This window comes from Tenacibaculum maritimum NCIMB 2154 (genome assembly GCF_900119795.1).
GTDB lineage: Bacteria > Bacteroidota > Bacteroidia > Flavobacteriales > Flavobacteriaceae > Polaribacter > Polaribacter maritimus.
This window is the reverse complement of sequence record NZ_LT634361.1, coordinates 73,803-99,406: the sequence shown is the minus strand read 5'-3', so window position 1 is coordinate 99,406 and position 25,604 is coordinate 73,803. Positions and strand designations below refer to the sequence as shown.

Annotated in this window: 26 protein-coding genes and 1 pseudogene; 4 read left to right on the top strand and 23 right to left on the bottom strand. The window is 30.9% G+C overall.

Annotation, left to right across the window (positions count from 1 at the left end; genetic code table 11):
- Positions 1-2 precede the first annotated feature (2 nt).
- Together MARIT_RS00505 and MARIT_RS00500 are read left to right on the top strand one after the other, a co-directional pair.
- Complete coding sequence (locus tag MARIT_RS00505; protein ID WP_100210502.1) at positions 3-1,775, top strand: MutS-related protein; 1,773 nt, start codon at positions 3-5, stop codon at positions 1,773-1,775.
- A 240-nt stretch (positions 1,776-2,015) separates the two neighbouring features.
- Entirely contained in the window at positions 2,016-4,532 is a 2,517-nt protein-coding gene (locus tag MARIT_RS00500) for a T9SS type A sorting domain-containing protein (protein ID WP_100210501.1), read from the top strand.
- Between the two features lie 407 nt (positions 4,533-4,939).
- Here MARIT_RS00500 and MARIT_RS00495 read toward each other — a convergent pair whose 3' ends face one another.
- From MARIT_RS00495 to MARIT_RS00475, 5 genes are all read right to left on the bottom strand, one after another.
- Entirely contained in the window at positions 4,940-5,800 is an 861-nt protein-coding gene (locus MARIT_RS00495; protein WP_100210500.1) for a DUF5777 family beta-barrel protein, read from the bottom strand.
- 14 nt (positions 5,801-5,814) lie between these two features.
- A complete protein-coding gene (locus MARIT_RS00490; protein ID WP_024741684.1) occupies positions 5,815-6,363 on the bottom strand; it encodes a YceI family protein in 549 nt (182 codons plus the stop codon).
- A gap of 24 nt (positions 6,364-6,387) precedes the next feature.
- Positions 6,388-6,846: an OB-fold protein gene (locus MARIT_RS00485; protein ID WP_024741683.1), complete on the bottom strand. Its 459-nt coding sequence runs from the start codon at positions 6,844-6,846 to the stop codon at positions 6,388-6,390.
- On the bottom strand, positions 6,827-7,168 hold the full coding sequence (locus MARIT_RS00480; RefSeq protein WP_100210499.1) for a hypothetical protein: 342 nt from the start codon (positions 7,166-7,168) through the stop codon (positions 6,827-6,829). The genes MARIT_RS00485 and MARIT_RS00480 overlap by 20 nt, the downstream gene beginning before the upstream one ends.
- 69 nt (positions 7,169-7,237) lie before the next feature.
- Positions 7,238-8,101: a hypothetical protein gene (locus tag MARIT_RS00475; RefSeq protein WP_038025793.1), complete on the bottom strand. Its 864-nt coding sequence runs from the start codon at positions 8,099-8,101 to the stop codon at positions 7,238-7,240.
- Positions 8,102-8,340: 239 nt separating this feature from the next.
- Here MARIT_RS00475 and MARIT_RS00470 point away from each other — a divergent pair, with 239 nt between their 5' ends.
- Positions 8,341-9,435, top strand: a complete 1,095-nt coding sequence (locus MARIT_RS00470) for a LytTR family transcriptional regulator (protein ID WP_100210498.1) — start codon at positions 8,341-8,343, stop codon at positions 9,433-9,435.
- A gap of 184 nt (positions 9,436-9,619) precedes the next feature.
- Positions 9,620-10,855 (top strand): S8 family peptidase, encoded by a 1,236-nt coding sequence (locus tag MARIT_RS00465; RefSeq protein WP_174683261.1) that lies wholly within the window; start codon positions 9,620-9,622, stop codon positions 10,853-10,855.
- 221 nt (positions 10,856-11,076) lie between these two features.
- Here MARIT_RS00465 and MARIT_RS00460 read toward each other — a convergent pair.
- The 18 genes and pseudogenes from MARIT_RS00460 to MARIT_RS00365 all read right to left on the bottom strand — a co-directional run bounded on the left by MARIT_RS00460 (position 11,077) and on the right by MARIT_RS00365 (position 25,597).
- A pseudogene (locus tag MARIT_RS00460) lies at positions 11,077-12,181 on the bottom strand (IS3 family transposase).
- 91 nt (positions 12,182-12,272) lie between these two features.
- The gene (locus tag MARIT_RS00455; RefSeq protein ID WP_100210497.1) at positions 12,273-12,845 is read right to left on the bottom strand and encodes a hypothetical protein; all 573 of its coding nucleotides are present in this window, start codon (positions 12,843-12,845) and stop codon (positions 12,273-12,275) included.
- Positions 12,821-13,864: an RHS repeat domain-containing protein gene (locus MARIT_RS00450; RefSeq protein ID WP_100210496.1), complete on the bottom strand. Its 1,044-nt coding sequence runs from the start codon at positions 13,862-13,864 to the stop codon at positions 12,821-12,823. Before MARIT_RS00450 ends, MARIT_RS00455 begins: the two co-directional genes overlap by 25 nt.
- A gap of 97 nt (positions 13,865-13,961) precedes the next feature.
- Positions 13,962-14,174 carry a hypothetical protein gene (locus MARIT_RS00445; RefSeq protein ID WP_100210495.1) on the bottom strand — a complete coding sequence of 71 codons (213 nt, stop codon included), beginning with the start codon at positions 14,172-14,174 and terminating at the stop codon, positions 13,962-13,964.
- Between the two features lie 24 nt (positions 14,175-14,198).
- Positions 14,199-14,684, bottom strand: coding sequence for a hypothetical protein (locus MARIT_RS00440; RefSeq protein WP_136439012.1), 486 nt, complete (start codon positions 14,682-14,684; stop codon positions 14,199-14,201).
- Between the two features lie 11 nt (positions 14,685-14,695).
- The gene (locus MARIT_RS00435; protein WP_100210493.1) at positions 14,696-15,403 is read right to left on the bottom strand and encodes a CHAP domain-containing protein; all 708 of its coding nucleotides are present in this window, start codon (positions 15,401-15,403) and stop codon (positions 14,696-14,698) included.
- A gap of 38 nt (positions 15,404-15,441) precedes the next feature.
- On the bottom strand, positions 15,442-16,008 hold the full coding sequence (locus MARIT_RS00430) for a hypothetical protein (RefSeq protein ID WP_100210492.1): 567 nt from the start codon (positions 16,006-16,008) through the stop codon (positions 15,442-15,444).
- A 2-nt stretch (positions 16,009-16,010) separates the two neighbouring features.
- Positions 16,011-16,235, bottom strand: a complete 225-nt coding sequence (locus MARIT_RS00425) for a hypothetical protein (RefSeq protein WP_100210491.1) — start codon at positions 16,233-16,235, stop codon at positions 16,011-16,013.
- 109 nt (positions 16,236-16,344) lie between these two features.
- The gene (locus MARIT_RS00420) at positions 16,345-16,719 is read right to left on the bottom strand and encodes a hypothetical protein (RefSeq protein WP_100210490.1); all 375 of its coding nucleotides are present in this window, start codon (positions 16,717-16,719) and stop codon (positions 16,345-16,347) included.
- Positions 16,720-16,736: 17 nt separating this feature from the next.
- On the bottom strand, positions 16,737-17,549 hold the full coding sequence (locus MARIT_RS00415) for a hypothetical protein (protein WP_100210489.1): 813 nt from the start codon (positions 17,547-17,549) through the stop codon (positions 16,737-16,739).
- 112 nt (positions 17,550-17,661) lie between these two features.
- Positions 17,662-18,147, bottom strand: a complete 486-nt coding sequence (locus MARIT_RS00410; protein ID WP_024742028.1) for a hypothetical protein — start codon at positions 18,145-18,147, stop codon at positions 17,662-17,664.
- Between the two features lie 558 nt (positions 18,148-18,705).
- On the bottom strand, positions 18,706-19,068 hold the full coding sequence (locus MARIT_RS00400) for a hypothetical protein (RefSeq protein ID WP_157926158.1): 363 nt from the start codon (positions 19,066-19,068) through the stop codon (positions 18,706-18,708).
- 360 nt (positions 19,069-19,428) lie between these two features.
- Positions 19,429-19,881 (bottom strand): hypothetical protein, encoded by a 453-nt coding sequence (locus MARIT_RS00395; RefSeq protein WP_157926157.1) that lies wholly within the window; start codon positions 19,879-19,881, stop codon positions 19,429-19,431.
- An 80-nt stretch (positions 19,882-19,961) separates the two neighbouring features.
- On the bottom strand, positions 19,962-22,727 hold the full coding sequence (locus tag MARIT_RS15800; RefSeq protein WP_100210486.1) for a polymorphic toxin type 23 domain-containing protein: 2,766 nt from the start codon (positions 22,725-22,727) through the stop codon (positions 19,962-19,964).
- A gap of 122 nt (positions 22,728-22,849) precedes the next feature.
- Positions 22,850-23,056, bottom strand: a complete 207-nt coding sequence (locus MARIT_RS00385) for a hypothetical protein (protein WP_100210485.1) — start codon at positions 23,054-23,056, stop codon at positions 22,850-22,852.
- The gene (locus MARIT_RS00380; RefSeq protein ID WP_100210484.1) at positions 23,046-23,603 is read right to left on the bottom strand and encodes a hypothetical protein; all 558 of its coding nucleotides are present in this window, start codon (positions 23,601-23,603) and stop codon (positions 23,046-23,048) included. The genes MARIT_RS00385 and MARIT_RS00380 overlap by 11 nt, the downstream gene beginning before the upstream one ends.
- Positions 23,597-24,745 carry a polymorphic toxin type 23 domain-containing protein gene (locus tag MARIT_RS00375; protein WP_231975169.1) on the bottom strand — a complete coding sequence of 383 codons (1,149 nt, stop codon included), beginning with the start codon at positions 24,743-24,745 and terminating at the stop codon, positions 23,597-23,599. Before MARIT_RS00375 ends, MARIT_RS00380 begins: the two co-directional genes overlap by 7 nt.
- Before the next feature lie 318 nt (positions 24,746-25,063).
- Positions 25,064-25,597, bottom strand: coding sequence for a hypothetical protein (locus MARIT_RS00365; protein ID WP_100210483.1), 534 nt, complete (start codon positions 25,595-25,597; stop codon positions 25,064-25,066).
- Positions 25,598-25,604 lie beyond the last annotated feature (7 nt).

The window sequence follows — 25,604 nt, the reverse complement described above, 5'->3', positions numbered from 1 at the left end:
CAATGAAAAATAATCTTTTACAGTTTTACACCAACGAAAAAGCAACATTTGAGCAAAAACTTTTGACTATAAAAAAGCAACTATTAAACATCAGTATATTTAGATTTTCGGTGTTTTTAGCTACTGCTTTTGGCATCTATACTACTTTCGGTATCTTTCCTGATGTTTTATTAGTTAGTTTCATTGGAATAGGGATATTTGCCATTCTCATTGTAAAACATACTAACTTACAGCGGCAAAAAAAACTAATTAATGCAAAAATAAAAATCAATGAAACTGAGATTGCTATTTTACAAGGCAATTACCATACCTTAGATACTGGAGATAAATTTATCAATCCCAACCATTACTATAGCAATGATATTGATTTATTTGGTGAAGGCTCTTTTTTTCAGTACACAAATCGAACTGCTACCAAAGAAGGGCAAGCAGCTTTTGCAAAGCTACTTACTGCTAATAATATTCAATCCATTCCAAATAAACAAGAAGCTATAAAAGAGCTTGCTAATAAAATTAGATGGAGACAACATTTCCATGCTCTAGCTAGCTTAACTACTCATAAAAACAATACTGAGGATATGGTAAAGTGGATTCATAACTACACCAATATGTTTCCTAGTTTTTTAGCTTTTTTACCAATCTTTTTTTCGTCGATATCCTTTGTCTTGATAGGCTTACTCTCTTTTCAAATAGTTTCTTTTTCCTTATTTCTCCTTTGGTTTTTTATAGGGCTGACTGTGACTGGAATTTATGTAAAAAAAATACAAGGGCTATATACAGAAACTGACAAAGTAAGAGAAACCTTTAAACAATATCATGAATTATTAAATGAAATAGAAAATGAAAATTTTACTTCTAAAATCTTACAGGAAAAACAAGTAGTTATTCAATCAGAAAATAAAAAAGCTTCTCTCATATTCAAGGAATTTGCTAAAATATTGGACGCCTTTGATCAAAGAAATAATCTATTGATTGCGCTTATAGGAAATGCCTTGTTTTTATGGGATCTAAATAATTCTTGTAAAACTGAAAAATGGATTACAAAATACCGCCATACAGTAGAAAAATGGTTTGAGGTTGTTACTTTTTTTGACGCTCAAAATTCATTAGCAAACTTCGCTTATAATCATCCTAATTATACTTTCCCAGAAATATCGCATGTCAAATCGGTAATTAAAACTACTCAACTAGGGCATCCTTTATTAAATACCGAAAAGCGAATTGATAATAATTTCATTATTGATAAAGAGCAGTTTTTTATTATCACAGGAGCTAATATGGCAGGAAAAAGTACTTTTCTTAGAACCATTTCCTTAGCTATTATAATGGCTAATTGTGGGCTCCCTGTTTGTGGTAAAGAGTTTATTTACCGCCCTATTAAGTTAATAACAAGCATGAGAACTTCGGACTCGTTAACAGATGATGCCTCTTATTTCTATTCTGAATTAAAGCGTTTAAAATTCATTGTAAATCAAATTAAAACAGAAGATTATTTTATTATTCTTGATGAAATCTTAAAAGGCACTAATAGCAAAGATAAAGCTATTGGTTCTAAGAAGTTTGTGGAAAAATTAAGCGCTTCTAAATCTACCGGAATTATTGCTACGCATGATATCAGTTTATGCGATTTAGCTGACGCGTTTTCTGAGATTGAAAATTATTATTTTGATGCTGAGATTGTTAATGATGAATTACATTTTGATTACACCTTTAAAAAAGGCATTTGTAAAAACATGAATGCTTCTTTTTTATTAAAAAAAATGGAGATTATTTAACTGCTACCTCTTCATTGAATAAAAAGCTATCAAAATAAGTCTTAAGTGTAAACAACCATTATTTTTGATAGCTTTTTTTAAGAAAAGTATTAAAAAAAAGCTGCTTTAGTTATATCTAACTAATTTTTGTACCCTGCGCATTTTCAATAGTATTTTTAGCTAATTTTGAATTGGTCTTAATAGTGTTTTACAACACCATAGCACCTAATTTAAGAATACTTATCATACAGCATATTTAAAATGAAAACTAAATTTACCATTGTATTGGGAGCCCTTCTATTCTCTTCTTTCCTTATACAAGCACAAGATCATGATTGGAGAAATGCAATATTTCAAAAAAACAGCAATTATCATGATATTGCTCGTGCCAATAGAAAATCTTTAAAAAGATTAAAGAAAAACACAGACCGTAAAAGTAAAAAACAACTCAAACAGTTTGAACGTTGGGCTTATTTTTGGAAGGATAGAGTACTACCTGATGGAAGCTTCCCTGCTCCTTCTCTCAATTACAATGCTTGGTTACAAGAAAACAAACGCCACTCTTCGGTAAATAATAATATTCCTAATTGGTCTTTTATCGGCCCTTTGCTTCCCCCTACCCCAAGCACACCTATTTATGCAGGAACAGGAATAGGAAGATTAAATACTCTTGTTTTTCATCCAAATGATGACAATATCATGTATGTTGGAAGCCCCGCAGGAGGTGTATGGAAAACTACAGATGGCGGTAACACTTGGGAACCTAAAGGAGATGGTTTTCCTAATATGGGAGTATCTCATATTGCTATAAATCCTGTAAATCCTAATATTTTATATGTTGCTACTGGAGATTTTGATGGTAGAGATAATCGATCTATAGGTGTTTTAAAATCAATAGATGGCGGAGATACCTGGAATTTAACTGGCTTAAATTTCCTATTGACAGAGAATAATACAATCAGTAAATTGCTAATAGATCCACGAAATCCTGATACAATTTTAGCAACAACTAAAAACAGTATTAAAAAATCAACGGACGGTGGAGATACCTGGAGGGATGTTTTAAACTTAGGAGTTAATGAAAATTATTTTAATGATATTCAATATAAATACGGAAGTGAAACTACCATATATGCTTCTAGTGACGGGGCATTATATCTCTCCTATGATAATGGTGACAACTGGGACTTGTTTAAAAATGGTCATGGCATAAGGATCGAATTTGCATTGACTCCTGCTAATCCTAACTTAATTTTGGTATTGGACGAAGATGGATCTGTTGATAGTACTACAGATGAAGGTATTTCATGGCAACAAAAATCAAGAGTTAATAGAAATTTTAATGCCCAAAGAGGTTATAATATGGCGATAGCAATTTCTCCTGTAGATGAAAATTTAGTATTGATAGGAGGTGTAGAAGGCTGGAGGTCTAAAAGAGGAGGTCTTAATTGGGAGAAATATTTAGATGGGTATTGGCGAGCAGGAAGGCCTTATTTTTATGTACACTCAGACCACCATGAAATGGTATTTAAACCAGGAACTAACATAGCTTATTCTTTAAATGATGGTGGTGTTTATAAAGGAAATGCTTCTTTAGATAGGCCTTGGGAAGATATTTCTTCTGGCTTAGGTATCACTCAATACTATACTATTTCTGGAACTCCTAGAGATCCTAATTTATTGATTATGGGTGCACAAGACAATGACATTTCAATTTACCAAGGAAACCCACAGTTTAAAGGCGAAAATACAGAGTCTGATGGAGTGGAAGGTATTTGGGATTATTCCAATTCTAATATTGCTTGGACCTGTAGCCAGAGCGGACATCTTCGTAGAACTTTAGACGGCTTTGCTACTCCTGCTCAAGTAGTAAACACCCCTGGAGGAGCTCCTTTTGTTTGGCAATTAGAAATACACCCTACAACTCCTTCTACTATTTTTGGTGGTTTTGGAGATATTTATAAATCAACTAATAGGGGAGATAACTGGATTAATTTAAACTCTGGTATAAACGGAGACATTTCAGCTATTGAAATTTCTCCATCAAATCCTGATATCATTTATGTAACTAGCGATAGCGAAGTTAAAAAAACAATCGATGGAGGTGCTACTTGGAGCTCTGTTAATTTACCACAAGTAGGAAGTGTAAAAAGTGTAGCAATTCACCCTACTAAACCAAACGAAATTTATATAACATATTCAAAATATACTCCTTCAAAAGTATTCAAATCTGTAGATGGAGGAATCAACTGGATAAATATTACAGGTGCTTTACCTAATATCCCTTGTCATAAAATAATTTATAGAACAGGAAGCTCAGATGATGAATTATTTTTAGCAACTGATTTGGGGGTTTACTACCGAACCAATACTTCAGGTGATTGGACTAGATTAGGCCAAGGGTTACCAAATGTTATTGTAAACGATATTGAAATACATTATCCTTCTAATAAACTTAGAGCAGCTACATACGGACGAGGAGCTTGGGAAGTTTCTATAGAATCTTTAGCTCTTGATGTAAAAGATCATAAACTACCTGAAAATTCTTTTACACTTTATCCAAATCCTGCTAACAACAAAACCTTCTCTATTAACCTATACCATTTAGGCGATAGAAGCACTATTTTAATATACAATAGTATTGGAGCTATTGTTAAAAACATCATAACCAACAAGCTACAAGAAACAGTTAATTTATCTGAATTTTCTGATGGAATTTACTTTGTAAAAGTAACCAATGGCAGTAAAAGTGCTACTAAGAAAATAATGATTAACTAGCCCATAATACTTTATACTTTTATAAAAACACCGCTCTTATTTTAAGAATAAGAGCGGTGTTTTTATAAAAGGTTCTTGAATACATTCGACCTGATTTTAATTTTTACTTTAATAGTTTTCTATAAAATTATTTTAAATCATAAATCTACTCGATTAATTGACCATAATTTTTAAACTGTATCAGTAAATATCCCTTGAACGTATCAATAGATTCTAAAGCTTTTGTAATATTGTAAAACCATCATTAACCAATTGTTTCAATTTAATAGTAGTCCTCCCCAGGTTTAACTAAACAAATACAATGCAGATTTTAAGTACACTAAAACTTCTTATCTAAAATGTAATCAAAAGGTTTGTCCATGAGTCTTAATTACACTTGACCTTTTATTTACTTTTCTCTTTACTACCTAAAAAGACCTAGAGATATTGAATCCAAAATGAATATCTCCTTTAAAAAAATTTCCAGTAGTTTCTGTTATAAACCCTTTTTCTATCATTGTTATCGTATTTGATAACATCACTTGAAAAACATGCCCCCCTGTTTCTATATCAACTCCTAAGGCAAGAGAATTTTTAGTGTTGATAGATTGCAGCGGATTAAAAGTATAGTAATACTCTGTATTAAGAGTTACTCTGTTAGATAGTTTCATACGACCTCCCATTCCTAGTGCAAAAATATCATGAGGATCTTGTTGTATTTTTACTAAATTTTTATGCACCCAAGTAGGAGAAACTTGCAATGACAATTTAGGCGTTATTTTTCTTGCTATAAGAAGTTGAGTTGTATGTGTAAACTTTTCGCCAAAACTAGGTTTATTTTCAGGGTCATAATCTTTAATTGTTTTTAATGCCGTACTCGCAAAAATTGAAATACTCGCAGGAAAACTATTCATTCCTTTCGATTGCTTGACTATTTTATACTTAATAAATCCATCATAAGTTTTTTCAAAAGAGCTCCTACCTACTCCTAAGGTTACATCATTAGAAATAGCATATTCAAAAGCAAAACGTATATTAGATTGGTCCAACCCAAAAAACTGATCAAAGCCTTCATTTACTCTTCCAAACTTATGCGAAATAATAAAATCTAGTGTTCCTTTTTTTCTATTTTCTATGGAGTGCCCATTTAGAATACGAGTTCCTTTAAAAGTTGCATACACATCTTCTTTAGTATTTTTTACCTCCTCTCGCTCCAAAATTTCGGTTAAATCTTGTGCGTTTATAAAAGAGCTAAAGAAACCAATCAAACAAATCAATTTTATTTTCATAATGAAATGTATTATTATTTTTTATAAGGCTTTAATAGCATATCATAATTTACCTTAATTTCTTTTGCTATATTTTTAGAAACAATTCCAGGTATTTTTATATTATAAGTAGCTACTTTTACATAAAATTCTCCTCTCAACTTAATATTTTCATCTTTATCAAAAGCTCCTTCAAAAGTCACTTTTTTAGTAACTCCTCTAATTGTTAAATCTCCTTCTATAGTAATCTTTTTTTGGAGTTCATCAATTTTCTCAAAATCTTGAATACGCCCCTTAAATGTTGCTTTGGGATACCTATCAGACTCCATATAATTTTCGTTAAAATGCTCTTGCATAAGCGCTTTTTTAAACATAAACGATTTTATAAGCAGCGATACAACAATATCACCTGTTTTCGAATCAATTATGGCTAAAACCTGACTGTTTTTCGCTTTTATATCTTCCACTGGCGTATGTGAATAAAAAGAAATTTGACCGTCTTTAGTAATAAACTTTTGTTGGCTAAATCCTGTATTAACAAAAAGGCTTAGTAATAGTACTGATAGTATGTCTTTTAATTTCATATGATATTATTTGTTTTTAATGAATTAACTTTTAACAATAATGCATCGTATCATAATTACATCCAAAAGATATCCTGTACAAATACCTTTTAATGATATATCTTGACCGGCTTTGAGTGTCATTAGCTTTTTATTTTCTTTTGGTGAAAGATAGCAACGTACACTTCCAATTGCTTCATCATTTTCAAAAATTACAATACCATTACCATCACTTATATCTATATCCGATATTTTACCATTAATTTCAATAACATGATCTAAATATTGTAAGTTCGCTTGCTCCTCATTAGTCGAAAAGTCATTTAGCAGAAAATCAGGTGTTAATTTTGTACTTGTTAAAGCCATTTCCACATTTACATGAGGTTTATTGTATTGCATTACGCCATAGTAAGCTCCAAAAATGATGATTGCTAATATAACAATACTGATTATTTTATTTTTCTTATTACTCATAAAAAGCCTTTTAATTATTAGGTGCGCCATTGTCAATCCAACAAACAATAGTTGCTATTTGTTTCGTTGTTAAAGAGCTTCCTAAAGGCATAGCTCTAGTTACTATTTGTTCTTTTATAATTTGTGCATTAGAAGCAATATTATTAAAAGATCTTAAATCAGGGAATCTGTTTCCATTATGACATTCTAAACATTTACCATCTATTATGGGTTTAATGTCGGCGGCAAAAGATATTAGGGGGGTACATTCATCAGGTGGTGGTGCTATTTCATTTTCTTCTACACTGTAACTACAAGAAATAAATATTTCTAAAATTATTGCTGTTATAATTATGATTTTATAGTGTTTCATTGTTATAGTGTTTTAACCTGATTTTTATATAAAAGCAGAGAAAGTTAGCTTCCTCTGCTTTTTCTTGTTTTAGTTTGCAGGAGCCATTGGTGTATTTGTATTAACTATTGGCCAGTATTTTGGCGCTGGAAAGCTAATTCCTCTGTTATCTCCTCTTGTTTCATCTCCTTTTACAGTATCGGTTCCTCCAAAATAATATAAAGGCCATCCTTTATAAGTTAACTGAGTTCTTCCAAAAACATCTATAGTTCCAAAATCCCCTTTATTTAAAACACTAGGAATTTGATCTAATGAAATTTCTGCTATTGGCCATACTGAATTGTTTGAAAAATCCGGTTTTGTAAAGTTATTTTTATCTTTTTTATCGTTTGCAAACCCGTATAAAGTTCTTCCTTGAATATCAACAATATATTTAGTCATTGCTTCTCCTTCACTGTAATCTTCTTTATAGTTTTTACCATCATGTCCTATTAATTGTGCATTTACATACATCAAAGAATAATCTGGCTTAGCTACAAACCATATCTCATTTACATTTTCTCCTTTTGTATCACCAGCAGCAGCATCATTTACAAAATAGTATAAAGGCCATTTTTTATACGTTGTTTGCTTTGTACCATCTGCTCTTGTAATTGTAGCAAAATCTTCTTTATTTAAACCGGCATCTAACGTTAAGTTTTCGGCATAAAATATAGGCCATGCAGCAACACATTGTTCAGAGTTACATTCAGAATTGTCTTTAGTGTCATTAGAAAAGAAATAAAGAGTCATCCCTTTTGCATCTGTTAATATTTTCCCCAAGGTACTACTTGTAGCTAACCTTACTGCATTTGCTTGTACTGGTGGATCTACAACTGGATCATCATCACTACAGCTAGTAGTTAAGAGTAAAGTACTGAAAATACTTAGGAAAAAAATAGATTTTTTTAACATAATTATAAGTTTTTAAATTTTTATGCAAATGAAGTGATTTATAACTCCTTATAACAAAAGATATGTACTAAAAGGGAAGAAAAAGTAGCTAAAAGGGAAAAAATAGCGACGAAATATCTAGACAAATCCATCTCCTAAAAAGAGATTTAGAAGTGAAAAAAAATAACCTAAAAAAAAATATTTTCTCTACTTCAGTTTAAGTATATTTGAAAAATTGGGGCACTTATCAAAAGACATTTATGAGCATTTTATTAAAAAAAGATACGGTTTATTTCTTATCATTTATTTCCATTTCTTTCATTGTTTTTATTGTAAGTTATTTCAGTATAAATAGGTTGATATCAGTAAGCACTAAAGAATTTTTAAAAATTCAAATTGAATCTAGTAAGAGAGAGGCTGAAGAAATGGCTAAATTGGTCCAATCTCAAATTACGAGTGGGGTTCCAAAGAAACAGGTAATTCGAAACTTACAAAGTAGCATTGAAGATGTAAATGTTGATCTAGGCTTTATTTGTATGTTTGATTGGTCTGGTAAAGAAATTTGCCATCCTGACCCTAATATGATTGGTAAAAGCTTAGCTACAGATCAATCTTTTATTTCAAGTGTTGATGACGATGTAAATTCTGAAGACTTATATAACTTTCTCAAAACAAGAAAAGAAACAGGGGGTATTGTTAGCTTTGCTGACAAAGAAAGGCCTTGTGAAGTTATTTACCTCTACCCCGTTTCAAATACAGATTGGATTATTGCAGCTCATGCCAACTTAAAAGAAATCAAAAACAATTTAAAAGATCTTAAAATTAGCTTTATTCTTGTTCATGCCTTAGGCGGAATTATAATTGTCTTATTTTCTTTCTTCATTACTAGATTTATTGGAGGTAATTACGAACGTCAATTAGAAAAAAACAACAAAAAATTAACAGGTGAGATTTTAAACATGTCTAAGTTAAACTCAGATCTTGCTAGCCATAAACAAAAAGTAGAAGTACAAGGAAAAAAGAATAGAATACTCACGTATATTAAAAATGAACTAAAACCCATAGAGGTTGGTAATATTGCTTATATCTATACAGAGCTTAAAATAACGTATATCGTAGATTTTAAAGGAAAAAAATCTATTTCAAATAGCAGCTTAGAAGAATTATTTAAACAACTAGATAAGCAAACCTTCTTTAGGGCAAACAGACAGTATCTTTTATCAATAAAAGCAATTGATAAAATTATAAAATATGGAAATAGTCAACTAAAAATTGAAACTATTCCTAAGGCTGACGAAAGTATTATTATCAGTAAGAACAAAACTGCTGAGTTTAAAGATTGGTTGCATCAATAGTTTCTTCTTATATATTAATTTTTTTTATTATTAACCCGCTTACCACTCTTCCTTCATTATTATTACAGAACACATCTATATTCAATAAAACATAATAAAAACCATTATAAAAAACACATTATACACTTTTTTAACAAAAAAAACACTAAATTGCATCTTATTTTAACAAAAACTAAACATTATAATGAAAAAAAAGTATGCTTTTAGACCCTTCCTATTAGGAATACTAGCCGTAGCAATGACAGGGTGTCAAGATGAATCCTTAAACACAAATGTAGTTTCTGAAAAAAGTTTAATTGAGGTTGAAAATATCACTTTCAAAAACTCTCAAGTGATAGAAGGAAGGTATGTGATACGATACAAAACTTCTGGAAAAGGCGCTAGAAAACAAAAATTACCTAAAATAAAATCTTTACAAGAGTATAAGGTTCAAACAGATGGTTTAAAAAAAGAAGCTTCGGATAATTTTCAATTAAAACAAGAGGTAATAAAAGCAACTTACGGACATGCTTTTCAGGGGTTTGTTGCTGATTTAACAAAAAAACAACTTCAACAACTAAGAAAAGATCCTAGAATTGCTTCTATAGAACAAGATTTTACATTTAAAATAGCGCCTTTTAAAGGGAAACCTGGTGGCGGTGGTGGAAATAGCCCTGCTCAACAAATACCTTATGGAACAACAAGAGTTTCTGGAGGAAAATCTGCTTCACAAAATACTGCATGGGTTCTTGATACTGGCGTTGATCTAGATCATGAAGACCTAAATGTTGATACTTCAAGAAGTGTCTCTTTTATTGCTAAAGGAAGAGAAGCTAAAAATGCGGATGACGGTAATGGGCATGGTACTCACGTAGCTGGAACTATTGCTGCTAAAGACAATGCAGTAGGCTCAGTAGGTGTAGCACCAGGCAACCTTATTGTTGCAATAAAAGTACTTGATAGTAGAGGTAGTGGAACTAATTCTGGAGTAATTTCTGGAGTTGACTATGTTGCTGCAAATGCAAATAATGGAGATGTAGCCAACATGAGTCTAGGGGGAGGGATTTCTTCTGCTTTAGACAACGCAATTGTTAATGCAGCTTCAAAGGGTATAAAATTTGTATTGGCTGCTGGAAATGAGTCACAAGATGCGAATAACGTTTCTCCTGCAAGGGTAAATGGAAATAATATTTATACAATATCAGCAATGGATCGTAATGATAATTGGGCTTCTTATTCCAATTATGGATCTCCTGTTGATTTTTGCGCTCCAGGATCTGCAATATATTCAACTTGGAAAGACGGTGGTTATAATACTATCAGCGGTACTTCTATGGCAACTCCTCACGCTGCTGGAGTATTATTATTTGGAACTCCTTCTACTAGTGGAACAGTGAATGGTGACCCTGACGGAAACCCCGACCCAATAATTAGCTTATAAAAATTAATTTTATAAAGAATCATTTTGTAACATCTTGAAATAACGTTACAGAATTCACAGAACAAGGTAGTAATTTTAAGTTACTACCTTTGTTATTTTTATCGCAATGCTTCTTCTGTAAGTTTGTGTAGGCTTCCCCTTTTTCGAACTGATTATTAATCCAAGTATATGAATTTTACGTTTTAAAACAGGATTGACATTTTTCATTATATTTTTTTATGTCAATCCTGTTTTAAAATGCGCCCAGCGGCAGCGACACAATGTTGTTTCGCACACGGAATTGGAGCCATATCGCCCAAAGCATCATACCGTCTAAAATTATTGTAATCGTGCATCCATATCTGGGTTTGCTCTCTGACTTGATGAATGTTTTCAAAAATATATTTATTTAAAACCCCTCGTCTATATGAACCGTTAAAACGTTCTATAAAAGCATTTTGTGTGGGTTTTCCTGGTTCTATATATTTAAAATCAATTTCATGCATAGCACTCCAAGTAGCGGTTAAATTAGCTATAAATTCCGGACCATTATCCATACGTATCTTTTGTGGTTTACCTTTACGTTTTAACAGATGATTTAAAACGTAAACTATTCTATTACTAGGTAACGAAAAATCTACTTCTATATGTAAAGCCTCTCTATTAAAATCATCTATGATAGTAAAGCCTCTAAATCTTTTTTTTTCTCTAATACATCTGTTACAAAATCCATACTCCAAGTTTGGTTGAGTTCTGTAGGAACTATTAAAGGTTCTTTTATTCTTGCTGGCAAACGTTTCTTCACCTTCCTTCTCAGTGGTAAACCTAGTGCTACATAAACTCGATGAACTCGCTTGTGATTCCATGGATTCCCTTCATTGCGTAGTCGTTTATAAGCTTTCCAAAATCCTTCCTCACAATGGTCAATAGCCTTTTGTTTTAAGGCTAATTCAATTGGTGTATCGTCTTGTAATTTTGGCTTATAATAATATACGCTTTTACTCATTTTTAAAACCCGACATGCCCTGCTTATGCCGTAATGAGAAAGGTCAATACTTAAGGAGCGCTTAACGCAAGGCTTTAAAGCTTTTTTTCGATAATCTCCTTTGCCATTTGGTGATCTAATGCAAGAGTAGCATACATTTGCTTTAATTTTCGATTTTCTTCCTCTAATTCCTTTAGACGTTTGAGCTCTTTAACATTCATACCTGCGTATTTACTACGCCATTTATAAAATGTTGCCGAACTAACTCCATGTTCTCTGGAAATTGCTTCTACGGTTCTACCGTTTTCGTATTCCTTTAAAATCTTTGCGATTTGCTGGGGGCTAAATTTACTTTTCCTCATAATTACTGTTTAAATTTAATACTTTTTTTTATACTTTTAAACAGTTCGGTTTGTAGGGAAGCTTACACCATAGCGAGGAGCCATAGAGCATTTACCTAAACAAAACATTATTTTTTTTTAAATATATTCCTTTAAATTTTTCCTTTTTCATTTTTTTATAGGTATTTAAAGATATTATAAATATTGGATGTTGCTCATAGGCATATCCAAATTCTATGTCCGATCTATAAATACCATCTTCTAAATTTAGATTACTATCTTTAGCAAATGCTGGATCAGCACCTGCTATTGAAGCATATCTGTTACAGGATTTACAGTATTCTGAAAAATGAATTTTTCTACGTACCGTATCTAACACAACAACGTTTGTAGAAGTAAAGCTATAGAAATTTTCATTATTAGGGAGTTTTTCAAAAGATAGTCCTTTATAATTATTAAACTCGCAGAATTTTTTAAATCTTTCTGAAACTATAGTATAACCATCATAAGTATGCATAATATCAGCGCGTTTTTCCCCTAATTTAAACCTCGGATTAATCTCCCTATTTCTAGGAGTATTGCAAATCGTACATTTATCAAAAAAATCTCTATCTGGAAACATGTGCTCTGGATTTGCATCAGTTCCAACTAATAACTTCCCTATTTCTTGAAAGGTTGTTTCCATTGTAAATTAAATTGGTTAGAATTTCTATAATAATCAAAGGTAGATCGTGGGTACCTAAACCAATTTTGCTTATAAAATTGATTTAAAGTCTTTATTCTTACATCTAAGTTGAAATTTCGCTGGATAAGTCGTCCTGGGTTTCCTCTTTGAGGTCGCATATGATTTCCAAAATCATCAGTTTGTTTTTTAAGAAAGTTATTCATATCTCTGTGTAATTGTTTATGTGTTTCTTCCCCTATGTTTGTTAATTTTTGATTCGCTTCTCCTCCCATAAACTTAGGAAAAGAATGATGTCCATTGATTTTCTGACCAGTCCAAGGATCAATTTTATTATCAGTAGCCCATTTATAAGCACCAACACCTCCTGCAAGAACTCCCATTGGCACTCCCATAGAAGCACTACTTAATCCTGCTTTATGTGCTTTATTTAAATTTCCTGTAGCTAAATATCCTCCTGTAAAACCACCTACATAACCTCCCACAGCGCCACCAAGTGTACCTCCTACAATCCCTTTTATTACTGGGCTAGCAATATTTACACCATTTACAATAAGATTTCCTAAATATTTCCCTGCCCATTTACCAGCTGCTCCACCAGCAAATCCTGCTACAGAACCAATGACTCCACTACTAAATATTTCTCCAATATTACCACCTTGTATTGCTGTATTAGCAGCACTGGAGAGAAAACCACCTGCTAAAGCTCCTACAGGTCCTAAAGTAGCTAATCCTCCTTGTACTCCACCTGATGTAAAATACCCTAAGCCATCCCAAAAATCATCTATCTTATCCCAATTAGAAACTACATTCATTGTTCCTCCAATAACTACGGAGGCTACAACAAACCATATAATTTCCCCACTGGGGTCTGTAAATTTTAAAGGATTATTCCATACATATCCAAAACGGTTAAAACTTTGGGTACTAAACGGTTCCTGTATAAAATTATCTGGAGAAAGGAAATGCCCTAACTTGGCATCATACATACGTCCATTCATATGTATGAGTGCAACTCCCATAAAATGCTCATGCCCCGTATATCCTCGATTTAATAAAGTAGTACCATATTCAAAATCAATTTCACTATGTAAGCCCTTGATTTTATCTACTTCTCCCCTAGTACTGAATTAGCTGCTTTATGTTAAAGAACTTTGCTAAATGTGCTATTTTTTTTTCAAAGGTAGCTAATTCGTATATATTTACAGTAGAATTTATAGTAACCAACTGTACTGTAAATGATTTTTCTTGTAATTCTGTAATTCTGTTATCATCTGAATTACGAGAAAAAAGCATAATAGTTAATAGAAGTATTATTACTTTGTTTTTCATGAATTAATTTTATTAATATACAATTTATTTAATCTTTTTTAACACCACTTTTTTTCCATACTCTTTTAGCTTATCAAAAGAATCAAAACTCACTTCTGTATCTAAAAAATTAATATTCTTAACAATAGGTTCTTTATTTGGGTATTCATTATATTGATTAAATTTAAATGGTTCATTCCCGTCTATATATATAATTGTAAATGAATCATCATCAGTCCATTTATCATAAATATAATTCTTAGTCAAGTTAAAATATCTTTCACCTCCTCCATTTGGAATTCCTATCAACTTATTTTTCGGAGATACTACTAAAGCACTATAAGTCATTAATTTATCAATTAAAAAAATAACAACATAATTATCATTTTTCTTTTTTATGATTTTTGAAGGTATCTCTTTACCAAATTCATTGAATATTGCGTATTCTTTATTTACTTTATAAATATTTTTCATTTTGATAAGCATGACTATTAAAGTAACTAATATAATTAACGTTATAATTTTTTTCATTTTTTTCATTTTTAATTACCAACATACCTTCTATAAATATATCCATTATTTCCAGGATATACAGAAAGATCATAAGAGGTTGTTCCAAAATTAGTAATCCTCACTGTATGATGACTAGCTCCAATTGATTGAGTTTCACTAATCATTATACCTACATGATCAGTTGCATCCGAAAAATTAGCACTGACAGCAACTACATCTCCAGCTTTAGGGCTTGATACTACATCCCAACCAGGTATATCGTAATTAGAATCAGCCCATTGGGAAGCTGTTGGAGGTGAACCATAACCAAAAAATTTCTTAATAGGATTACCATTTGGTAACCCTGGAGAAGCACCTGATTCTGTTAAGATATCATAAACAAACTTGTTACATTTATTTGTTTTAGATTTAAATTTATCTCTTTCCGCTTCATAACTCCATTTTTTTGATTTATCCTGTTTTTTAGCATTTTTTACAATCTTTTTAGATTTTGCACTTTCTTGAATCATATGTGCCACATGATTTAAAGAAGAACTAATTGCTCCATTTCTAAAGCCATCCCAGAATTTTCCGCCAGAAACAAAACTTCCCACACCTCCTGATAAAGAACCTGCCGTAATAATACCTGATGCTTTCCAAAAATTATTAGCGCCTGCTTTTTCTAATCCTAATTTAGTATAATATCCTATTGTTGAACCAATTGCTCCTGCCGAAAATCCACTTACTGCACCTACCATCGCACCACTTCAAAACCCGACGACAGTAAGTACTTTTGCTACAAAAAAATAAATTCTTTAACTCCAGATTTTTTTTTGGTTACAATGTTGTTATCACTAGAAAGTTTAATTTTAAATTTTTCTATTTTATTCACTTCGTTTAAAAATGTACTTTCAAAATCTTTTCCAATAATAAAAAGATTATATGGTTCAAAAGTATTAGGTGTTTTAATAGAATTATATAAATCTTCACCATAATAGTAGCACCATTTTTTCTCTTCATTTATTATTAAAAAACCATCATCACTTTTATAATTAAATTTATTAATTATAGTCTTTAATAAATCATTTGATTCATTAACTAAATTATAATCTAAATTATAAGAATACTGTATTTCTTCTAAGTCTTCAAATTTTAATAAAAGCTGATTATTTTCTTCTATCATACTTTTTAGTATTTCAAGGGGTATATTTTTTTTTCTGAATTCAAAAAAACAATCTTCATTATTTTCAGTCATAACTCCAAAAAAATCATCTTCTTTTTTTGTTTTGTTAAAAAACACTTTCTCTTTCAAAAGATAAGTTTGTGTTTCATTAAAAAAAGTAATTTTATCTAAAAAAAACATAATTATTTAATATTATCAAATACGTTAATGGTAAATTTATAATTTGATCCCTGTGAGTGCCAATAGAACCTAAATGTATTTGACCCCATATAGCCCCTCATACTACCACTACCTTGAATACCGAAATCATAAAGTTGTATTCTTTGACCCGATGGATTTATGATTTTTTCCGTTCCATAATTTTTAGAAAAATCATTTACTAAATTAGTAAAATCTCTTTTATTCATTAATATCTCTGCGTTTGTAGTTTTACCACCACTGACCGTTGATCCTCTAATAGATAATGTTAAACTCTATTTTTAAAAGTATTATTCATTATAATTCACAATAAAGATTTTAATACAAATCAAATCTTCCACATTCAAAAGTAACAAAATCTCCATCTGCAATATCGCCTGGAAAAACACCATCTTCTAAATAGAATTGAAACTCTCCTATTTTTACAATACCTTCTTTTCTATCTTTTACTTTGCAATATAAACGGTATGAAAAAAAATCTGAAAGCTTACCTATATGATATGCCTCCTCTTTTATACGCTCAAAACCTATAGTATCGTAACAATTGATTTGATAATTTCCTTTATTCAGTTCCTCCTCATTAAATGGACAGCTAAAACAAATTATTTTATAATTACCATCATTCAAATAAATAATAGCCTCTTCTGCCTCTTTAGACATCCATTCAATTTTTTCTATGTTTATATTTTTCATCTTCTATTAAATAAAATTTACTTGCTGAATATATCAGGGGCAATCCTGACTATATCGGATAATGATTTTGTATGATACGTTGTAATGGAACCAGTAGCCCTATCTAAACCTACGTAACCAAACCTCGCCTTACCTCCATATCCACTCATAAATTTTACGTAAGCATTTTTTTGAGGTAAAAAAGTTCCATTTTTAATAATATGATTCGCTTCACTAATATATTGTTTATAGTTATAGATATTTCTACCTGTTAACTTCATTATGGATTTTGAATGCTTGTTAAAGTGGTCAATAGCTAGATTTTCAGACTTAAAAAATTTAAGTTTTTTACTCTCTTCTAACAAATTAATCCTTGTTCTCCCGTCTAACCCAATTTTTTTATAAGAACCAGTTGTTACAGGCTTATTATTACCAGATGGAGCTTTTAAATCAAGTTTTTGATTGGATAAATTATTTTTAGGAGCTACATCATGCACCCTCTCTGTCTTTAAAGAACTTATTGTTTTTGCTGTAGCTTTTGAAGCAAGGTCTTTACCTGTCCAGAAACCCTTCCCATGAAATACAGATCTTATACCCCCTATTACTCCTCCTAAAATAGTTCCTCCAACTACTCCTCCAATAAAACCAGACACAGCTCCTCCTAAAAAACCACCCGCCGTAGTAATTAAAGGAGCTAATTTAGCTGCTGCATAAGCTCCTACACCTCCTGATATTCCACCAATTATAGCACCTCCTAAAACACCTAACAAAGTGCTTGCGTTTCCCTTCCATTCAAAAGGATTATATGAACCATTAGCTTGGACTCCTCCTAAATAAGCACCAATAACCACTGACCAAAAAATTTCACCACTGGGGTCTGTAAATTTTAAAGGATTATTCCATACATATCCAAAACGGTTAAAACTTTGGGTACTAAAGGATTTTTGTAAAGGTTATCAAGAACTAAAACTCCAGTAAAACGCTATTACTTAAAGTTTCAAAATTTGAATTAATACTTTTTATTTTAATTTTACCTCGATATATAAAATTTAATGTATAATTTCCTTTTAGTTTAACTTTATAAAGTTGAGAAATTGTATAATCGAATTTAGTCTCAATTTTTTGATAGGGTTCAATTATTAACATATTGTCTCTTAACCCTATATATGGTTTTACCTTAATGGAAGGTACTAAAACCTCATTTTGACTGTATAAGTTACTTTGAATAAATGACCAATACTTTGGGTTGCTAATTCTCAAAACTTTACTTGTATTATTTTTTAAAATAAAATAAATAGAATCATCATTTATCCTACAACCAAAAGTTATAAAATCTTCAACTTTAATCTTTTTTTCAATTCCTACTTCTTGTTTTTCATTTCGTTTGATTGCTTTGCATGAAATAAAGAAACAAAATGCTAATTTAATAAAAAAAACAAACCTTTTCATTAGTAATATCTTAGATTAAAACTATTATTAAATCTCCTAGGAAGTAAATGCCAAAATCTTCTTCCTCCTAGGTGCCTATTCCACTCTCCTGATAATGGGTTTAAACTTTTAGAGAGAACGGATCTATTAATATGCATTCTACCACTATTATAAACCTCTTGTGCATATCCTAAAGGACCATCGGCTACCAAAGTAGTACCATATTCAAAATCAATTTCACTATGTAAGCTCTTAAATTTATCTACTTCTCTCCTAGTGCTGAATTAGCTTATTTATGTCAAAGAACTTTTGCTAAATGTGCTAATTTTTTTCAAATTTATTAGGTAGTCCAGTAGCTAATTCGTATATATTTACAGTAGAATTTATAGTAACCAACTGTACTGTAAATGATTTTTCTTGTGGTTCTATAATTGGGACTTCGTCTGAACTACAGGAGAAAAAGACTATAATTAATAAAAAGGTTATTTTTTTCTAAAATTAAAAGTTTACCAATCAACTTGATTAACAGGACTATCCATATCTTTTTTAATAAGGTTATTTTTTTCTAAAATTAAAAGTTTACCAATCAATTTGATTAACAGGACTATCCATATCTTTTTTAATATAGTAATACCATATTCTATGACCTTTATTGCTTCCTGCTGATATAGCTAATGTATCTCCATTAACTTTAAAATCATTTACACTAAAACTACCGCAATTAATAGGAGAATAACTAGCTAAGTAATTTTTATTATTAAATTTAACTAAAAAACCAATATTTGCTTTATCTAAATCTAATACCTTTTCAGTACTACCTTTAAGTATCCCATGAAAGAAATATACGCTTCCATTATTTTTAAAGGTTAAATAGGCATTATTGCTTGTTCTAGGGATCTCTTTAACTCTATTATCTTCTTCTGATAATTTTATATTCAGCATTTTATAAACATGGCTTGTGTCTATACCCATAAATGAAGGCGAAATTCTTTTTTTTAAAAATTTCTTGTACTTATTTTTACTTCTTAAACCACCTTTACTAGTTGTATAATAATCACAACATGAGGGAAATAAAATTATTATTATAAAATATTTAATTATTTTTACCATAAAGTGTAAGGATTATGTGATTGATATTGAAAATCCCCCCAAATTCCAACTTTGATTCCTAAATCCAGGCTGTCTCTTATCTATAAAACTTTTATGTATTGCTTGATTCTATTTGCACATCTTACATATTCAGAGTTCATTTCCAGCCTATAAAGCTTACCAATAACTTTAATAAAGCTATTTGGAATATTATTACATATTTATTTTTTCCTTAACTTTATAAATCTTTTTAAATTTTTTAAACATATATTCTTCATTTTCAATATAAATATCCAATCCATAACCCTTTACATCTTTAATTTTTTCTAAAGATTCTATTTGAGTTACAGTCGTTGAGACATGCTTTGCAAAATTGCCCCCCCCTATAACTGATTGAGAAATTATTTTATCACCCTCAATTAAAAAAGGTTTAATAAGATATTTATTATTTCTCAACATTAAGTTAAAATCATCAGACAAAAGAAATTTTTCAAATTCTTTAAAATTCTCAAAACTGGTATAAAATGAATTAACTCTTAATCCTTCTTTCATAAAAAAAACTGAAGTAATTTTCATTTTTCCTTGATTATACCTATCTTCTTCAAATCTATAATAATATCCATCAAATCGTATTTTGTTTAAATTTTCTACCTTGTTTTTTTTCATTCTTATATCTCTTTGATACAAATTTTTCATTTTACAAGAAATTAATAAAAGCAGAACAGTGAAAATAATTGTAATTCGAATTACCATAGTGTATAAGGATTATATGATTGATATTGAAAATAAGAATGAGATGGAAAACGACCAGGAAGTTCTCTAAACCATCCAGAATCATCAGTAAGTTTATTATGTACAAACTTATTTTGAATTGCCCCTCTTATTGCTTCATTATGATAGCCTACTTGATAGCCTTTATAACCTAGTAACACTGAACCTAGTCGATATTCATCCGCTTCAGGATTACTATAAATCCCATACTTAGCATTAGGATTACTTTTATCTCTTTTTTCTCCTTTTAAAGGGTCACCAGTAAAAAATTTTAAACCTACACTATAGTCTTTATAGCTTAATTGTAAAGCAGTTGTTCTAAACCTATCTTTCCCATCTGCTAAATATTTACCAACATACTTTAAAGGCTTTTCAATAAAATCATTCTCATATCTAATGTTCCAATCACCATGCCCCAATGAAAATCCTCCAACTTGTTGAGATGTTTTCCCACTGCTAAAATAAGTAGTATAAGCAGAAAATTTAACCTTCCCGTTACTTCCAATAGAACCTGAAAACCTATGTTCCCAACCTTTTTTCCCTGTACCATGAGCAGTGCCATAGAAAGTTACCCCATAGCCCGCCGAGAAAGTAAAATCTCCGTCTTGATAACTCACACTTACATTTACTCCAAAACCTGTTGCTCTTCCAAAAGCTAAAGCTGGGCTTAGGCCAAAACTAAAATCTCCAATTTTCACATCCAAAGATGGTAAAAAACTACTTGCTGCTGCTATAGCTGCTGTCCCCCAAAAACCATTGGTTAATATGGATTTAAACAATGCCGTTGGTCCAATTGCTCCTCCAATTGCTCCAGATATGGCTCCTCCTAATATTGACATTCCAAAATTCCCCCAATTCCATTGTCCAGTAATTGCAGCATTTATAATATATCCCATTGCTCCAGCCGTCGCTCCGATTAAAGCTCCTATTAATACTGCTGTAATGAATTCTTCCCCACTGGGGTCTGTAAATTTTAATGGATTATTCCATACATATCCAAAACGATTAAAACTTTGGGTACTAAACGGTTCCTGTATAAAATTATCTGGAGAAAGGAAACGCCCTAACTTGGCATCATACATACGTCCATTCATATGTATGAGTGCAACTCCCATAAAATGCTCATGCCCCGTATATCCTCGATTTAATAAAGTAGTACCATATTCAAAATCAATCTCACTATGTAAACTCTTGAATTTATCTACTTCTCCCCAAGCTCCAAATTGACGTTGTTCTAAAACATTTGCATTGGTATCAGTTATTCCTAAAAGGCTTCCTAAATAATCTCTATGAACGTAATGATACCCATTAGAACTCCCTGAAGCCGTTTGTTTTATATAGACTACTGGTGCCGTATAAGCATCACCGCCAATATAAGTAATTATTTTAGTATTTCCTTGTTTGTCTTCTTCTATTTCAATAGGTGCTATTGCCGCATAATGTTTATGGTACCTACGGTCTAATTTATTTGCTTCATTTCCTCCGTAATAAGCATGGCTTCGGTTTTGTAAAATGCCATATTCAAAATCTACTCTTGCCTTGTCTTTAACGCTAATAGAAAGCGGTTTTTTATAAGCATTATAGGTTATTTTTTGAATTGGTTGGTTTTGATAATACAAATCTCCTTTTGTATTTAAATCTACCTCTTGCAAATGATATGAAGCAGTGCTAGTATAATTATATTCCCCTATTTCAGAATTTGAAGTAATCCTTCCTCTCTCATCATATTGTTGCGAACGATTTACAGAACCTGAAATATTAGTTAACCTATCTAAATTATCATAGGTAAAAGACTCATTCCAACCTAAATTATTATTTTTTCTACTCCTTAAATTTCCTCTTTGTGTATCAAAACTATATGCTAAATCCAGTGCCTTTTTAGGAGAAGCCTCTACAGTTTGATCTAGCATTTTTGTCAAAAATCCAAACTCATCATAGCTTCTTTTCTTAACCATTCCATTACCTAACAGTACTTCTTTAGCTTGCCCTCTTTCATTTACTTCTTTTAGTTTCCATAAACTTTTTCCATTGCCAGCATCTAAAATTTCAGTAACAACCCCTGCATCGTATATGTTTTGTGTTTTGACATAACTTATTTCTCCATTAGATTTATTACGAGCCCAATACGCTTCTTTAGCAACTCTACCAAAATCATCTCTAGTTACTCTATAATCATATACTGCCTTTCCTGTATATTCAGTTGTTATTTCTAGCCTTTTATACGCATCATACTCATAAACATAGGCGTAATCTTCATTCGTATTATGATTTTTACCCCAAATGTTTTTTAAAAGTTTTGTACTAGGGTCATATGTATAATTCAGGCTTAAATTGGTTTTGTTTCCAAGAATCTTCTTCGTCATAGTTTTACCAAAACCATCATAGGTATATATAGTCTTCCCTTTAGGGGTAGTTTCTTCCAATACTTCTCCTAAATTATTATATTTATAAGTATATGTCCCCGCTGATGGATCTGTTAATTTTGTTTTTCTCCCCCAACCATCTATCTTATCCCAATTAGAAACTACATTCATTGTTCCTCCAATAACTACGGAGGCTACAACAAACCATATAATTTCCCCACTGGGGTCTGTAAATTTTAAAGGATTATTCCATACATATCCAAAACGGTTAAAACTTTGGGTACTAAACGGTTCCTGTATAAAATTATCTGGAGAAAGGAAACGCCCTAACTTGGCATCATACATACGTCCATTCATATGTATGAGTGCAACTCCCATAAAATGCTCATGCCCCGTATATCCTCGATTTAATAAAGTAGTACCATATTCAAAATCAATCTCACTATGTAAGCTCTTGAATTTATCTACTTCTCCCCTAGTGCTGAATTAGCTTATTTATGTTAAAGAACTTTTGCTAAATGTGCTAATTTTTTTTCAAAGGTAGCTAATTCGTATATATTTACAGTAGAATTTATAGTAACCAACTGTACTGTAAATGATTTTTCTTGTGGTTCTATGATTGGGACTTCATCAGAACTACAGGAGAAAAAGACTACAATTAATAAAAAGGTTATTTTTTTTTCTAAAATTAAAAGTTTACCAATCAATTTGATTAACAGGACTATCCATATCTTTTTTAATATAAACATCCGTGAAAATTTGATCTTCAGTAAGATGCTTTTTTATTAAAGATATTAGTAATGTATCTCCTTTCATTTCCATTTTATAGTTCTGTACTCCATATTTTCGATTTTCTGTTATGGGAGCAATAAATAACAATTTAAAATTATTCTTTTCTTTATAACAAATTCCTCTATAACCATATTTATTTGAATCAAAATTATTTTTTTTATTCTCATCGTAGTAAAAAAGATTAACTCTTCCTTTTTTATAAAACTTAAAGGCAGATTTATTATTTTTTCTAGTGTTAAAAAATTTCTTGTTTTTATAATCAATTTGATAAGCATATTCATATAAAGATGTTAAATCTATATTACTTGGTAATTGAACATTTAATTTCTCATCGTATTCCTTATAGAAACTATTGTCCTTGGGGACTTTTACACTTGATAAATTACTTAATTTTCTTAATTCAATTGAATTGCAAGATAACAAGGAAAAAATTATCGAAAAATATATAAATCTACTTACCATAACGTATAAGGGTTAAATGATTGATATTGGAAATATCCTGCAATATTATCTGAATAACTATAAAAACCAGGCTGCTTACTTATCCACCAATGAGCTCCTATATCTTGAATAGGGTGTCTTACACGTCTATCAGAATCTATTCCTAATCTAAATCCTTTATAACCAAAATATAAAGCTCCTAATCTATAAGCTTCTCCATCTTCCTTAACAAATCCAGCAGGCATTTTTTCATTATATTTCCCATATTGAGTACCTTTTGCCATTTCTTCTTCATCTCCACTATAATCTGTTCTACTACCTGTAAATAAATTAAAACCAACACTATAGTCCTTATAATTTATACTTACAGCTGCAGTTCTAAATCTATCTGATCCATCACCTAATGTTCCTCCAAATGGAGCTCCATCATTCTCGTATCTAAATCCAAAATCTCCATTTCTATAGCTTATACCACCTACCTTTTGGCTTGTTTCTCCGCTTTTAAAATTGGTACTATGTATTCCAAAACCTTGTTTACCATCATCCCAATTTACTCCCCAAGATTTTCTATACTCCCAACCTTTTTTCCCTGTACCATGTGCTGTCCCATAAAAAGTTACCCCATAGCCCGCCGAGAAAGTAAAATCTCCGTCTTGATAACTTGCACTTACATTTACTCCAAAACCTGTTGCTCTTCCAAAAGCTAAAGCTGGGCTTAGGCCAAAACTAAAATCTCCAATTTTCACATCCAAAGATGGTAAAAAACTACTTGCTGCTGCTATAGCTGCTGTCCCCCAAAAACCATTGGTTAATATGGATTTAAACAATGCCGTTGGTCCAATTGCTCCTCCAATTGCTCCAGATATGGCTCCTCCTAATATTGACATTCCAAAATTCCCCCAATTCCATTGTCCAGTAATTGCAGCATTTATAATATATCCCATTGCTCCAACCGTCGCTCCGATTAAAGCTCCTATTAATACTGCTGTAATGAATTCTTCCCCACTGGGGTCTGTAAATTTTAAAGGATTATTCCATACATATCCAAAACGGTTAAAACTTTGCGTACTAAACGGTTCCTGTATAAAATTATCTGGAGAAAGGAAACGCCCTAACTTGGCATCATACATACGTCCATTCATATGTATGAGTGCAACTCCCATAAAATGCTCATGCCCCGTATATCCTCGATTTAATAAAGTAGTACCATATTCAAAATCAATTTCACTATGTAAGCCCTTGATTTTATCTACTTCTCCCCTAGTGCTGAATTAGCTTATTTATGTTAAAGAACTTTTGCTAAATGTGCTAATTTTTTTCAAAGGTAGCTAATTCGTATATATTTACAGTAGAATTTATAGTAACCAACTGTACTGTAAATGATTCTTCTTGAAACTCCTGAATATTATTATCTTCTAAACTAGAAGAAATAAAAATTAATATTAAAAAAATACTTTATAATTTATTTTTAACATAATAGGTTATTTTCGATTTATAAAATAGTTTACTTCTTTATTAACAAAAGATAAAAGATTTTCATACAATTCATCCTGATTAAGAGATTTACCATTGTCGTTCATAGAATAAAGTATAAACTTGTTTAAACTCCATTCACTTGGATAATCGAAAAAATAAAAAAGTTCATAAACTCCTTCTAAAACAAGAGTTTTATAATTAGGAACTGTATTATATCCATTAACTTTTCGTAATAGACATTCTAATTCCCAAATCCTAGTTATAGTTGGTAGTAAAAAATATTGATCTACCAAATCTCTCTTTTCAACCAAATTTTGTTCTTTAATTATTCTATTAGTTATTTCTTCAAATTCACTCTTAAATTTTATATTAGTCTCTCTATTTATTATCAACCTTGAATAATCATTGGCTTCAAAATCCTCAACCTTATCATTTTCAATAAGGTTAAGAACTTCATCTACATTTATGATACCTAGTTTAAAGCCTACATAAACCTCTGCTAGATTATCAAATTTTATTTCTTTTTTAAATATTTCCATATTATAA